The 13,078-nt window shown below is 73.5% G+C and carries 15 protein-coding genes; 4 read left to right on the top strand and 11 right to left on the bottom strand.

Annotated features, from left to right (window positions below; translation table 11 throughout):
- The first annotated feature begins 71 nt into the window (after window positions 1-71).
- The 3 genes from AB0J67_RS22970 (at window position 72) to AB0J67_RS22960 (ending at window position 2,732) form a co-directional block, all read left to right on the top strand.
- Entirely contained in the window at window positions 72-521 is a 450-nt protein-coding gene (locus tag AB0J67_RS22970; protein ID WP_363485463.1) for a MarR family transcriptional regulator, read from the top strand.
- Window positions 522-897: 376 nt separating this feature from the next.
- Window positions 898-2,067, top strand: a complete 1,170-nt coding sequence (locus AB0J67_RS22965) for a histidine kinase (RefSeq protein ID WP_363485462.1) — start codon at window positions 898-900, stop codon at window positions 2,065-2,067.
- Entirely contained in the window at window positions 2,064-2,732 is a 669-nt protein-coding gene (locus AB0J67_RS22960) for a response regulator transcription factor (RefSeq protein ID WP_363485461.1), read from the top strand. The genes AB0J67_RS22965 and AB0J67_RS22960 overlap by 4 nt, the downstream gene beginning before the upstream one ends.
- A gap of 162 nt (window positions 2,733-2,894) precedes the next feature.
- Here AB0J67_RS22960 and AB0J67_RS22955 read toward each other — a convergent pair whose 3' ends face one another.
- Complete coding sequence (locus AB0J67_RS22955; protein ID WP_363485460.1) at window positions 2,895-3,518, bottom strand: TetR/AcrR family transcriptional regulator; 624 nt, start codon at window positions 3,516-3,518, stop codon at window positions 2,895-2,897.
- A 62-nt stretch (window positions 3,519-3,580) separates the two neighbouring features.
- Here AB0J67_RS22955 and AB0J67_RS22950 point away from each other — a divergent pair, with 62 nt between their 5' ends.
- Window positions 3,581-4,774 carry an FAD-dependent oxidoreductase gene (locus AB0J67_RS22950; protein WP_363485459.1) on the top strand — a complete coding sequence of 398 codons (1,194 nt, stop codon included), beginning with the start codon at window positions 3,581-3,583 and terminating at the stop codon, window positions 4,772-4,774.
- Between the two features lie 141 nt (window positions 4,775-4,915).
- On the opposite strand, the gene AB0J67_RS22945 is transcribed toward AB0J67_RS22950, so the two are convergent.
- The 10 genes from AB0J67_RS22945 to urtB all read right to left on the bottom strand — a co-directional run bounded on the left by AB0J67_RS22945 (window position 4,916) and on the right by urtB (window position 12,977).
- Entirely contained in the window at window positions 4,916-5,638 is a 723-nt protein-coding gene (locus tag AB0J67_RS22945; protein WP_363485458.1) for an urease accessory protein UreD, read from the bottom strand.
- Window positions 5,638-6,369: an urease accessory protein UreG gene (ureG, locus tag AB0J67_RS22940; RefSeq protein WP_363485457.1), complete on the bottom strand. Its 732-nt coding sequence runs from the start codon at window positions 6,367-6,369 to the stop codon at window positions 5,638-5,640. The genes AB0J67_RS22945 and ureG overlap by 1 nt, the downstream gene beginning before the upstream one ends.
- A complete protein-coding gene (locus AB0J67_RS22935; RefSeq protein ID WP_363485456.1) occupies window positions 6,359-7,066 on the bottom strand; it encodes an urease accessory UreF family protein in 708 nt (235 codons plus the stop codon). Before AB0J67_RS22935 ends, ureG begins: the two co-directional genes overlap by 11 nt.
- Window positions 7,066-8,772 (bottom strand): urease subunit alpha, encoded by a 1,707-nt coding sequence (locus tag AB0J67_RS22930; protein ID WP_363485455.1) that lies wholly within the window; start codon window positions 8,770-8,772, stop codon window positions 7,066-7,068. Before AB0J67_RS22930 ends, AB0J67_RS22935 begins: the two co-directional genes overlap by 1 nt.
- A 58-nt stretch (window positions 8,773-8,830) precedes the next feature.
- A complete protein-coding gene (locus AB0J67_RS22925) occupies window positions 8,831-9,136 on the bottom strand; it encodes an urease subunit beta (RefSeq protein WP_363485454.1) in 306 nt (101 codons plus the stop codon).
- Entirely contained in the window at window positions 9,133-9,435 is a 303-nt protein-coding gene (locus tag AB0J67_RS22920) for an urease subunit gamma (protein ID WP_363485453.1), read from the bottom strand. The genes AB0J67_RS22925 and AB0J67_RS22920 overlap by 4 nt, the downstream gene beginning before the upstream one ends.
- A gap of 12 nt (window positions 9,436-9,447) precedes the next feature.
- The gene (gene urtE / locus AB0J67_RS22915; RefSeq protein ID WP_363485452.1) at window positions 9,448-10,137 is read right to left on the bottom strand and encodes an urea ABC transporter ATP-binding subunit UrtE; all 690 of its coding nucleotides are present in this window, start codon (window positions 10,135-10,137) and stop codon (window positions 9,448-9,450) included.
- A complete protein-coding gene (gene urtD / locus AB0J67_RS22910) occupies window positions 10,137-10,916 on the bottom strand; it encodes an urea ABC transporter ATP-binding protein UrtD (RefSeq protein WP_363485451.1) in 780 nt (259 codons plus the stop codon). Before urtD ends, urtE begins: the two co-directional genes overlap by 1 nt.
- 64 nt (window positions 10,917-10,980) lie before the next feature.
- Complete coding sequence (gene urtC, locus AB0J67_RS22905; RefSeq protein ID WP_363485450.1) at window positions 10,981-12,093, bottom strand: urea ABC transporter permease subunit UrtC; 1,113 nt, start codon at window positions 12,091-12,093, stop codon at window positions 10,981-10,983.
- Window positions 12,090-12,977: an urea ABC transporter permease subunit UrtB gene (gene urtB, locus AB0J67_RS22900; protein ID WP_363485449.1), complete on the bottom strand. Its 888-nt coding sequence runs from the start codon at window positions 12,975-12,977 to the stop codon at window positions 12,090-12,092. Before urtB ends, urtC begins: the two co-directional genes overlap by 4 nt.
- Window positions 12,978-13,078: the final 101 nt, after the last annotated feature.

The raw sequence follows: 13,078 nt of genomic DNA, 5'->3' as shown, positions 1-13,078 counted from the left end.
ATCTCCATACGGTTCCCGGAGGTGTGGCCATTCTGTAGCATCGATCACGCCCACCAGGCCGAGGAGGAGCATTGTCCGCCGCAGCGCCCACCGGTCCGCGTCCCGACCTGCTCCAGCTGCTCACCCAGGCCGAACGGCTCCTGCAGCGGCGCCTGTCGGCGATCCTGCGCGCCGAGGACTGCTCCGCGGAGGCCTGGCGCGTGCTGTCGTTGCTGGCCGCCGAGGGCGGGCGGCCGATGACCGAGGTGGCCGACGCCGCGTTCCTGCCGCCCGGCACCCTGACCAAGGTCGTCGACCAGCTCGTCGAGCAGAGCCTGGTGTACCGGCGGGTCGACCCGCTGGACCGGCGCCGCATCCGTGCCTATCTCAGCCCGCGCGGCCGCCAGCTGCACGACCGCATCGCCGCCCGGATCGCCGACAGCATCGGCGAGATCGCCCTGCCGGCGGCCGAGCGCGACCAGCTCGTCGGCCTGCTGGGCGCGCTGGCCGACGCGCTGTCCCGGCGGCCGGTCGCCGTGTGACCGTTCGGACGTCCCGGTGCCGGGGTGGTTGCCCGTACACCGGGACGCCCCGTCCGGCGGTCCTCGTCCGCACCGTCGGGTCACGACGTCCACCGCCCGGTCCTGGACGTCGTCGCGACGGGCCACCGGCCGGACACCCGCTGCCACGGTATGACGGCTCGCGGCGCGCCGCTTCCAGCCTGCGCGGTAGGCGTGGGTAAACCTCTGGGGTAGGCGGCCTCGTCCCGTCTGCGCGACCGGGAATCGGCGAGCCCCGGCGGCCGGGCGGGGTCCCTCCGCCCGGCCGCCGCCGTGACCCGGTGCTGCAACGAGCGCGGTAGTCCGGATATCGCGATCGGTGGATGACAGCTCCCTGTGCCGCGGCTACGGTCGGCGCATGCGCTGGGGCCGGATAGCTGACGTCGTCCTGGTGTCCTGGCTGCTGCTGGCGGCGCTGCTGTGGGCCGGGAACTTCGAGCACGAGGTCGGCGGCGTGTGGCGGCCGACCGACGGCCTGGCCGTCGCGCTGATCCTCGCGTTCAACATCCCGCTGTACGTGCGCCGCCGCGCCCCCGTCACCGTGCTGCTGCTGGCCTGCGCGGCGGGCACGGCCTATCTCGCCCTCGGCTACTACCACTCGGTGGTGACGTTCGCCGTCGCGCTGGCCGTGCACAAGGTGGCGGAGCTGCGGCCGCGCCGCGTCTCGGTGCCGGCCGCCGTGCTGGGCCTGGCCGTGCTGCTGTTCGCCCAGCGGGTCCTGGTCGACCAGGTGCGCCCGTTCGGGTTCATGATCGTCACGTTTCTCACGCTGGTGGCCTGGGGTTTCGGAGACGGCACCCGGCAGATGGCCGAGCGCGGGCGCCAGCTCGCCGCGCTCACCGAGCGGCTGCGCCGCGAGCAGCAGGAACGCGCGCACCAGGCGGTCTCCCAGGAGCAGCGGCGCATCGCCCGGGAGCTGCACGACGTCGTCGCCCACCACATGTCGGTGATCTCCGTGCAGGCCGGGCTGGGCCGGTACGTGCTGACCACCGACCCGCAGACGGCCGGCGGCGCGCTCACCGTGATCGCCGACACCGCGCACGAGGCGCTGACCGAGATGCGCCGCCTGCTGGCGGTGCTGCGGGTGGCCGCCGACGACGCCGACGCGCAGGCCCCGTTCGACTCGGCGCCCGACATGAAGTGCCTGCCCGACCTGCTCGACCGGGTGCGCACGGCCGGAGCCGAGATCGAGCTGGTGACGGAGGGGGCCGAGGTGCCGCTGCCGTCGGGGCTCGGGCTGTGCGTGTACCGGGTGATCCAGGAGTCGCTCACCAACGTGCTCAAGCACGCCGACCCTCCCGCCGCGACCGTGCTGCTGCGCTGGCAGCCGCAGCGGCTCGCGGTGACCGTCACCGACCGGGGCGCCGCGCCGGCACCGGTAGAGTCCAATCCGGACACGGTCCGCCACGGCCTCATCGGCATGCGGGAACGTGCCCGCATCTACGGCGGCACGCTGTCGGCCGGTCCCCGCCAGGAGGGTGGTTTCGAGGTGCGCCTGACCCTGCCGCTGGACGAGGACCGCCGGTGACCAGAGTGCTGGTGGTCGACGACCAGGTGCTGATCCGGGCGGGCCTGGTCTCGATGATCGAGGCGACGGCCGGCCTGGTCGCGGTGGGCCAGGCCGCCGACGGCGACCAGGCCGTGCGCCTGGCGGCCGAGCTGCGCCCCGACGTGATCCTGATGGACATCCGCATGCCCGGTCTGAGCGGCATCGGTGCCACCGAGCAGATCCTCGCCGCGGGCGACCCCGCGCCGCCGAAGGTGCTCATCCTGACCACCTTCGACCTCGACGAGTACGTCTACGCGGCGCTGCGCGCCGGGGCCAGCGGCTTCCTGCTCAAGGACACCAGCCCGGAGCGGCTGTTCGCGGCGATCGCCGCCGTCGCCGGGGGCGAGATGCTGTTCACCCCGTCGGTCGTGCGACGGCTCATCGAGACGCACGTGTCCGCCGCGCCGCCGGGCGCCGACGTGCCCGACCTGGCCCCGCTCACCGGCCGCGAGCTGGAGGTGCTGCGGCTGGTGGCGCGCGGGCTGTCCAACGCGGACATCGCCGGGGAGCTGTTCCTGAGCGAGGCGACCGTGAAGACGCACCTGAACCGGCTGATGTCGAAGCTGGCACTGTCCAGCCGGGCCCAGGCGGTGGTGGTCGCGTACGAGACGGGCCTGGTGCTGCCCGGCACTGCCCGCGGCTGACCGCAGGCCGGCCCGCTCAACCGCCGTGGGAACCGAGCATTCGGGCGCGAGGTTCGTCCCGCATCCGCATGTCTGCCACCGGGCGGTTGCCGACCTGTCTCACGGTGGAGTCGAAGACTCGCCGGTCGCTACTTGACATGTATGACATCGCTCGCGTGGGTGCTACGGCGTGTCGGGGCTGGTCAGGGCGAACAGCAGGGCGCGGGCGGCGGCGGTGAGGTCGGCTCGGCTCTCGGGCGTGCCGGGGGTGGGCGCGGTCAGCGCGCCGGCACCGATGAGCCGGTCGAACAGCAGCCCGTCCACGAACGCGACGAAGTGCGCCCCGGCCTGGTCCGGATCCTTGGCGCCGCCCGCCGCCAGCAGCGCGCGGGCCTGGGCGCGCGAGGCGGTGCCGTGTTCGAGGATGCCGCGCAGCTCGGGGTGGTGGGTCGCTTCGAGCAGGCAGGCGTAGCGGGCCAGCGTCCGCGTGCGGCCGGTGGTCAGCCACTGGTCGACGACCCCGGCGATCTGGCCGGCCAGGTGTTCGAACTCCGCCCGGCCCAGCACCTGCGGGAACGTCGGGGCGGCGTCGGCGGGCAGCGCGCTCTGTTCCAGGTCGGCGCGGTCCAGCTCCGCGATGCGCCGCACCAGCCCCTCGATGAGTGCTTTGCGGGTGCGGTAGTACGCGGAGGTGGTGCCTGGCGGCAGGCCCGCGCGGGCGTCGACGGCGCGGTGGGTCAGGCCGCGCATGCCCAGCTCCGCCACGAGCTCGATGGCGGCGTCGGTGATCACGGCGTACCGGGACATGGTGCCCTCCTTCTACGGGTGTAGTATGGCCTTCTACAGATGTAGAAAGTTGAGGTGACGCGATGAGCAGCGCAAAGGCTCTGGTCATCGGTGCGGGGATCGGCGGGTTGTGCGCGGCCATCGGCCTGCGACGGCGCGGCTGGGACGTGACCGTGCTCGAACGCGCCCCCGAGTTCGCCGAGGTCGGTGCCGGCCTGACGCTCATGGCCAACGGGCTGCGCGGGCTCGACGCGCTCGGCGTCGGCGCCGCCGTCCAGCAGGCCGGCCGGGGCGACACCTCCGGCGGCATCCGCACGCCGGCCGGGCGCTGGGTGTCCCGCATGAACGGCGAGGCGATGCTCCGGCTGCTCGGCACCTCGGCCGTCGGCATCCACCGGGCCACGCTGCACCGGATCCTGCTCGAGGCGCTGCCCGCCGAGGTGGCCCTCGCCGACGCGGAGGTCACCGAGGTCATCCCCGACCCGTCGCCGCGGGTGCACTACCGGCACCGCGGCGAGCCGGTCACCTGCACGCCGGACCTGGTCGTCGCCACCGACGGCATCAACAGCGTCGTGCGCTCGTGGCTCTGGCCCGACCTGCCGCCGCCCGCCTACTCCGGGACGACCGCGTGGCGCGGCGTGACCCGCGAGCCGTGGCAGGGCCCGCTGACCACCGCGATCACCTGGGGCAACGGTGCCGAGTTCGGCATGGTCCCGCTGGGCGACGGGCGCGTCTACTGGTACGGCGCCGTCACCGCCCCGGCCCGCGAGCGCTTCCCCGAGCCCGACGAGATGTCGGCGGTCCGGGCCCGCTTCGGCGGCTGGCATGAGCCGATCACCGCGCTGCTGGACGCCACCGACCCGGCCGCGGTCATCCGGTCCGACATCCACCACCTCGCGGTGCCGACCCCGGCCTACCACTACGGCGCGGTGGCCCTGCTCGGCGATGCCGCGCACGCGATGGTGCCCAACCTGGGTCAGGGCGCCAACCAGGCCATCGAGGACGCGGTGGTGCTCGCCGCCGTCTGCGACCCGGCGGCCGACCCGGTGGCGGCACTGGCCGAGTACGACCGGCAGCGGCGTCCGCGTACCCAGCGGATGGCGCGCGCCGCGCTGCAGACCGCCCGGTTCGGGCAGCAGGTCGACAACCCGGTCGCCGAGGGCCTGCGCAACCTGGTCATGCGGCTGACCCCGGCGAGGGTCGCGCTGCGCTCGATGGCCGCCCACGCGGACTGGACACCACCGCACATCCCCGCGGCGCCCGTTCCGTCACACTGACCCCGCACCCCGGCGGACAACGCCGGGTCGCTGCGGTAGCCGACCTGACCGACCGCCCCGGTTTCAGGCAAACCGGCCGAAAGAGCGCCGCCGTGCGTGCACTTTCCCCGAAACCGCACCTGCCCGGCGGGGCCGGTCGGCTCAGGTTCGGGGTTCGAGGTGGCGGCGGAGTTGGTGGGCGTCGGGGGCCGTGGCGCTGAGCAGGGTCGCGGGGCCGGCGAGTGGCATGCGTACCGCCGTCGGCCCGAGCACCTCCGGCTTGCCGGGTGTGGCGGCCGGGTCGACGTGGAGCAGGCTGCCGGTCGCCCGCGCGCCGCCGAGCACGGCGGGGCCGTCCCAGCCCGGCGTGCCGGGCCCGACGGCGAGCGACTGCCGCAGCAGGGGTGCGCCGCCGTAGCCGACGGAGGTGCTGATCACCGCGTCGCCGGGCTGCTCGTCGTGGCGGCCGCAGACCAGCTCCTCCCGCCACAGCAGCCGGGCGCCCTCGGCCAGCTCCACCGTGGACACCGCCAGGTGCCGGCACCCGGCCGCGGCCACCAGCTGCTCGGGCAGCCAGCGCAGCTCACCGCCGCCCGCCACGGCCGCCGTCACGGACACCCGCGACGGCGACCCGTCCCGCCCCGGCAGCGCGATCGAGGCGGCGACGGTGCGTACGCACAGCACGGCACCCTCGCCGACCTCGATCTCGATGCGCAGGTCGTCGCCGCCGAGCGGCCCGGCGGCGCTGCCGATCAGGTGCACGGTCGCCACCGGCGAGCCGTCCGGGGTGTGCCGCAGTTGCAGGGGTGGTTCGCCGCGCAGGCGCGCCAGCCGGGTGCCGCCGCGGCCGTCGGCCTCGGCGACGATCCTGGCCAGCGCGCGCATCAGTGCGCCCCGGCGTGCTCGTGGCCGCGGCTGTGCGCGACGACGTGGCGTACCCAGGCGGCGACCTGGCTCGCGTGCGGGTCCTCGGCGATCGACTGGAAGATCGTCGGCAGGGTGCCGCGGCGGGCGCGGGCGTCGCGGTCCATCACGCCCAGGTCCGCGCCGACCAGCGGGGCGAGGTCGGTCTTGTTGATGACGAGCAGATCGGCGGTGGTGACGCCCGGTCCGCCCTTGCGCGGCACCTTGTCGCCGCCGGACACGTCCACGACGAAGATCTGCTGGTCGACCAGGCCCCGGCTGAACGTGGCGGTGAGGTTGTCGCCGCCGCTCTCCACCAGCACCAGGTCCAGCGGGCCGAGCGCCTCCTCCAGCTCCTCGACGGCGTCGAGGTTGGCGGAGATGTCGTCGCGGATCGCGGTGTGCGGGCAGCAGCCGGTCTCGACCGCGCGGATGCGTTCCGGGTCGAGCACGCCCGCGCGCTTGAGGAAGTCGGCGTCCTCGGTGGTGTAGATGTCGTTGGTCACCACCGCCAGCCGCAGCTCACCGGCCAGCGCCCGGCACAGGGCCGCGACCAGGGCGGTCTTGCCGGAGCCGACCGGGCCGCCGATGCCGATGCGCACCGCGCGGTCCAGCGCCGGCAGCGGCGGGTGCGGGTCGACGCCCGGCTCGGGGTGGGTGTGCGGGACCGACTCGTCGTGGTCGGCGTATCGAGAATCGTGGTCAGCTCGCAAAGAGACGCACCTCCCAGGTGGCGTGGATCTCGGCGGAGATGTCGGCCAGCGGCGCCGCGTGGGCCGGGAGCTCCTCCGGTGACTTGTGGGCGACGGCCGCCGCTGCCGCGGCGATCTCGTCGCAGGCGCCCGCGAGGCCCGCGAGCAGGTGCTGCACCCGGTACGGGTCCAGCCCGAGCAGCCGCACCGCGGCACTGGCCGGGCCGGTCAGCACGCCGTACGCGGCCACGTGCGCGGACTCCTCCGTGGACAGTCCCGCCGCGGCCGTGGTGACGCCGAGCGCCAGCGGCTGGTGCGGGCCGTCCGGGTGCCTGGGCAGCTGCGCGTACAGCTCGCTGGGCCAGGTGTTGCGCCCGGCCCGCAGCAGCGCCCTGCCCTGCCGCCGCGACGCCAGCCGCAGCGCGGGCGACACCGTCCGCGCCTCCAGCTCCGCGTCGAGGGTAAGGAAGGGCACCTTCATATCGCTTTCCGTGGTGGAAGGTGCCCTTCCCAACCGCGTCGCGGTGAGGTGGGTGGCGGCGGTGAAGGCGGCGGCGACCGGGGCGGCGTAGGACAGGCGTCCGCGCAGGAACGCCGCCAGACCGGCCAGGTCGGTGACCCGGCCGGCCACGACGGCCGCCTCCAGGCCGCTGGAGTGCGCGTGGCCGCCGGACGGGAAGCGCCCGTCGGCCAGCAGCAGGTACGCGGTGGAGTGCATCAGAACAGGAAGTACCGCTGGGCCATGGGCAGCACGGTGGGCGGGTCGGGGTCGACCACCTCGCCGTCGATCTTGACGGTGAACGTGTCGGCGTCGACCTCGATGTGCGGCATGGCGTCGTTGTGCGGCAGGTCGGCCTTGCCCCGCGAGCGCACGTCCGCGACCGGCACCATGGCCCGCCTGATGTCCAGCTCCAGCCCGGCTTCGAGCGCCGCGGGGGCGACGAAGGCCAGCGACGTCTTCGCGGCGGTGACGCCGTACGCGCCGAACATCGGGCGGGGCAGCATCGGCTGCGGGGTGGGGATGGACGCGTTGGCGTCGCCCATCTGCGCGTACGCGATCATGCCGCCCTTGACCACCAGGTGCGGCCGCACGCCGAAGAACGCCGGATCCCACACCACCAGGTCGGCGAGCTTGCCCGGCTCGACGGAGCCGATCTCGTGCTCCAGCCCGTTGGCCATGGCCGCGCAGATGGTGTACTTCGCGACGTATCGCTTGGCGCGGTTGTTGTCGGCCTGCCCGTCGCCGGGCAGCGCGCCGACCCGGTCCTTCATCACGTGCGCGGTCTGCCAGGTGCGCAGCACGATCTCGCCGATGCGGCCCATCGCCTGCGAGTCCGACCCGATGATCGAGATCGCGCCGAGGTCGTGCAGCAGGTCCTCGGCGGCCATCGTGGACGGCCGTATCCGGCTCTCCGCGAACGCCAGGTCCTCGGGCACGGCCGCGTTCAGGTGGTGGCACACCATCAGCATGTCCAGGTGCTCGGCCAGGGTGTTGCGGGTGTACGGCCGGGTCGGGTTGGTCGACGACGGCAGGATGTTGGGCAGGCTCGCCACCGTGATGATGTCGGGTGCGTGCCCGCCCCCGGCGCCCTCGGTGTGGTAGGAGTGGATCGCCCGGCCGTTGATCGCGGCCAGGGTGTCCTGCACGAACCCGGCCTCGTTCAGGGTGTCGGTGTGGATGGACACCTGCACCCCGGACGCGTCGGCCACGCGCAGGCAGGCGTCGATCGCGGCGGGCGTGGTGCCCCAGTCCTCGTGCAGCTTGAACCCGCCCGCACCGGCCCGCAGCTGCTCCCACATGGCCTCTTCCGAGACCGTGTTGCCCTTGCCGAGCAGCAGCACGTTCACCGGGAACGTGTCGAGGGCCTCGTGCATGCGGGCCAGGTGCCAGGCGTTCGCGGTGACGGTGGTGGCCTTGGTGCCCTCGGCCGGGCCGGTGCCGCCGCCGACCAGCGTCGTCACCCCGCCCGCCAGCGCCTCGTGCACCAGCTGCGGGCAGATGAAGTGCACGTGCGTGTCGACCGCCCCCGCGGTGACGATCTTCCCGTTGCCGGCGATCACCTCCGTGGCCGGGCCGATGACCAGATCCGGGTGTACGCCCGGCATGGTGTCCGGGTTCCCGGCGCGACCCACCGCGACGATCCGCCCGTCGCGGATGCCGATGTCGGCCTTGACGATGCCCCAGTGGTCCAGGATCACCGCCCCGGTGATGACGGTGTCCAGGGCGCCCTGGGCGCGGGTGACCCGCGACTGGCCCATCGACTCGCGGATGACCTTGCCCCCACCGAAGACGGCCTCGTCGCCGCCGGCGCAGTGGTCGGCCTCGACCTCGATGAGCAGGTTGGTGTCGGCGAGCCGGATGCGGTCGCCGGTGGTGGGGCCGTAGAGCGCGGCGTAGCGCTCCCGGCTGACCAGGATCGTCACAGCGCCTCAGTCCTCTCGCGCGCACCTCGTGCGGGCCGGTGTGCGGTGCTCCCGGGGGTCACAGTTCGCCTCCGCATTCGCCGCGCAGTCCGGGGACGATGCGCAGGCCGCCGAGCGGGACCAGCTCGACCTCGCGGGTGACGCCGGGCTCGAAGCGCACGGCGGTGCCGGCGGGCACGGCCAGTCGCAGCCCCCAGGCCGCGGCCCGGTCGAAGGACAGGCCGGGGTTGGCCTCGGCGAAGTGGTAGTGCGAGCCGACCTGCACCGGCCGGTCGGCGGTGTTGACCACGGTCAGGGTGGTGATCGGCCGGTCGATGTTGATCGCGACCTGGCCCTCCCCGAACAGGATCTCGCCCGGGATCACCGGATCGGGTGGTGCACCGTCACCAGCTTGGTGCCGTCCGGGAACGTCGCCTCCACCTGCACCTCCTTCAGCATCTCGGGGACGCCGGGCATGACGTCCGCGCGGGTCAGCACCTGGCAGCCCGCGTCCATGAGGTCCACGACGGTGCGCCCGTCGCGGGCGCCCTCCAGCAGGAAACGGGTGATGATCGCGACCGACTCGGGGTGGTTGAGCAGCAGGCCGCGGGCACGGCGCCGCTCGGCGACGTCGGCCGCCACATGGATGAGCAGACGTTCCTGCTCATGCTGGGTGAGGAACATGGACCGTCCTTCTCACACGGTGAGGGCAGCGCGGACAGCGGGAACGGCCGCGGTGCCGCCCGCTCCCGACGAGGTCACTCTGCCGGATTCGAGCACGTGGTAGCGGTGCGCCGCGCGCAGCGCGAAGCCGAGGTGCTGCTCGACCAGCAGCACCGACAGCCCGCCCCCGGCCAGGGACAGCACCGCCTGCTCGATCTCGGCGACCACGTTGGGCTGGATGCCCTCGGTCGGCTCGTCGAGCAGCAGCAGCCTGGGCCGGGTGATCAGCGCGCGGGCGATGGCGAGCTGCTGGCGCTGACCGCCCGACAGCAGCCCGGCCCGGCGGCGCAGCAGCCCGCGCAGCGCGGGGAACAGGTCCAGCGCCTCGGCCAGCGCCTCCTTGCCACCGCGGCGGCCGTCGGCGACGAGCTGCAGGTTCTCCGCCGTGGTCAGGTGCGGGAAACACTGCTGGCCCTGCGGCACGTACGCCATGCCGCGCGCCACCCGCTCGTGCGGGGCGAGCCTCGTGACGTCCTCGCCGCCGAACAGCACCATGCCCTGACGCGGCTTGAGCAGGCCGATCGCGGCACGCAGCAGCGTCGACTTGCCCGCGCCGTTGTGGCCGAGCACGGCGGTGACCGCGCCGTCGTCGACGGTCACGTCCACGCCGTGCAGCACGGTGCTGCGCCCGTACCCGGCGTGCACCCCCTCGATGCGCAGCATCACGCCTCCGCTCCCTGCGCCACCGGGGCGTCCTCGTGCGACGCCGGGTGGCCGAGGTACACCTCCTGCACCTTCGGGTCGGCCTGCACCTGGGCGACGGTGCCCTCGCTGAGCACCTTCCCGGCGTGCAGCACGGTGACGGTGCGGGCGAAGCGGCGCAGGAAGTCCATGTCGTGCTCGATGACGACGACGGTGCGGTCGGCGGCGATCTTGCCGAGCAGCTCGCCGGTGGCCTCGCGCTCCTCGTGGCTCATCCCGGCGACCGGCTCGTCGAGCAGCAGCAGCCGGGCGTCCTGCACCAGCAGCATGCCGATCTCCAGCCACTGCTTCTGGCCGTGCGCGAGGGTGCCGGCCAGCGCGTCCCGGCGGTCGGCCAGGCCGATCGCCTCCAGGGCCTGCGCCACGTCGTCGGGCACCGCGCCGCGGCGGCGCAGCATGGTCCACGGGCCGCGCCCGGCGCCCGCCGCGATGTCGAGGTTCTGCAGCACCGTCAGCTCCTCGAACAGCGCCGCCGTCTGGAAGGTGCGGCCCACGCCCAGCCGGGCGATGCGGTGCACGTCCCGGCCCAGCAGCTCCCGCTCGCCGAAGCGCACCGAGCCGCTCGCCTTGACCAGCCCGGTGACCGCGTCGACCAGCGTGGTCTTGCCGGCCCCGTTCGGCCCGATGAGGAACCGGATGTCGCCCGGCGCGACGTCGAGATCGACCCCGTCCACCGCGACGAACCCGTCGAACACCACCCGCAGCCCGCGAATGGTCAGGCCGCCTGCCGTCCCGCTCATGCGGTGCCCCTTCCCTCAGCGCCCACCGGTTTCCCGATGCCGCATGCCGTCGTCCGGTGCTCGCTCACGCCGCTCCCTTCACCAGGACCGGCGCTTCCTTCTCCGGTGCCGGTGCCGGTGCGGGCGCGGTCTCGCGCCGCCGCCGGACCATGCCCCACAGCGAGGCCAGGCCGCCCGGCAGGAAGGCCACGACCAGCACGAACATCGCGCCCTGCAGGTAGGTCCAAGTGCCGGGGAAGCGCTCGGACAGCGCCGTCTTCGCCCATGCCACGGCGACGGCGCCGAGCACCGGGCCGAGCAGCGCCGCCCGGCCGCCCACGGCCACACCGATCACGAACTCGATCGACGGCACGATGCCGATCAGGGCGGGGGAGATGATGCCGACCGCGGGCACGAACAGCGCCCCGGCCAGGCCCGCCATCCCGGCGGCGACGACGTACGCGACGAGCTTGACGTTGGCGGGGTTGTAGCCGAGGAAGCGCACCCGCTCCTCGGAGTCGCGGACCGCGACCAGCAGCTCGCCGTAGCGGGAGTGCATCAGCTGCCGGGTCAGCGCGAGCAGCCCGAGCAGGACGGCGGCGATGATGAAGTACACCATCCGCTGGTTGACCGGGTCGTCGAGGTCGTAGCCGAAGAAGCCGTCGATGTCGGTGAGGCCGTTGGTGCCGCCGGTCGTGCCCTGCTGGCCGATCAGCAGGATCACCATGGCGGCGGCCAGGGCCTGGCTGAGGATGGCGAAGTACGCCCCGCGCACCCGCCGCCGGAACACCAGCGTGCCGAGCCCGAACGCGACCAGCATGGGCAGCAGTACCGTCGCGGCCAGCGCGAACGCCGGGTCCGCGAACGGGGCCCACCACGCGGGGAGCTCGTCGAGCTGCCCGTACAGCTCCATGAAGTCGGGCATGTTGCCGGGACCTGCGTCAGCGAGCTTGAGGTGCATGGCCATGGCGTAGCCGCCGAGTCCGAAGAAGACCCCCTGCCCGAGGGTGAGCAGGCCGCCGCGCCCCCAGGCCAGTCCGATGCCGACGGCGACGATGGCGAAGCAGAGGTACTTGGCCAGCAGGCTGAGCCGGAAGTCGCTGAGCAGCGCGGGCGCGGCGGCGAACAGCACCAGCGCGCCGAGCGCGAAGCCGAGCCCGGCACGCACGCGCGGGTTCATCTCGGTGAGAGCTTTCATGCCAGGCTCCTGGTGCGCAACGTGAACAGGCCCTGCGGGCGCCACTGCAGGAACGCCACGATCGCGATGAACACGATCACCTTGGCGACGCTGAGCGTGGTGAGGTACTCGACCATCGCCTGCAGCATGCCGAGCGTGAACGCGACGATCACGCTGCCCTTGAGCTGCCCGATGCCGCCGACCACGACGACGAGGAAGGCGTCGATGATGATGTTGGTGCCCATGGTCGGGCCGATCGGGCCGAGCAGGGTCAGCGCGACCCCGGCGACGCCGGCCAGCCCGGAGCCGATGAAGAAGGTGAGCCGGTCGACCCGGCCGGTGGGGATGCCGGACACGGCGGCCAGGTCGCGGTTCTGCACCACGGCCCGGATGCGCCGCCCCAGCGGGGTGAGCTTGAGCGCGGCGGTGAGCGCGGCGACGGCGAGCACGACCAGGCCGAGGATGAACAGGCGGCTGTTGGCGATGCTGAGGTCGGCGCCGAGCGAGGTGCTCTCGGTGAGCAGGTCCGGTGCCTTGGTCTGCACGTTGGGCGCGCCGAAGATGTCGCGGGCCAGCTGCTGCAGCATCAGCGAGACGCCCCAGGTGACCAGCAGCGTGTCCAGCGGGCGGGTGTAGAGGCGGCGGATCAGCGCCCATTCCAGCAGCACGCCCATCGCCCCGGCGACCGCGAACGCGATCGGGATCGCGACGAGCAGGGACACACCCGCGTCGGTGATCGTCTGCTGGAGCACGTACGTGGTGTAGGCGCCGGCCATGATGAACTCGCCGTGCGCCATGTTGATGACGTTCATCTGGCCGAAGGTCAGGGCCAGGCCGAGCGCGATGAGCAGCAGCACCGCGCCGATGCTGACGCCGGTGAACAGCTGGCCGACTATCACTGTCATGGTGGGGACCACCTCGGGGACGGGACGGGGCGGTGGAGCGGCGTGTGACCATCGTGCGGCCCGTCAGCAGCGGCACGCCCGGCGCGTCCGGGTGACCCGCC

The organism is Catellatospora sp. NPDC049609 (assembly GCF_040675365.1).
GTDB lineage: Bacteria > Actinomycetota > Actinomycetes > Mycobacteriales > Micromonosporaceae > Catellatospora.
The sequence above is the reverse complement of the archived record's forward strand: the minus strand, read 5'-3'. Positions and strand labels throughout refer to the sequence as shown.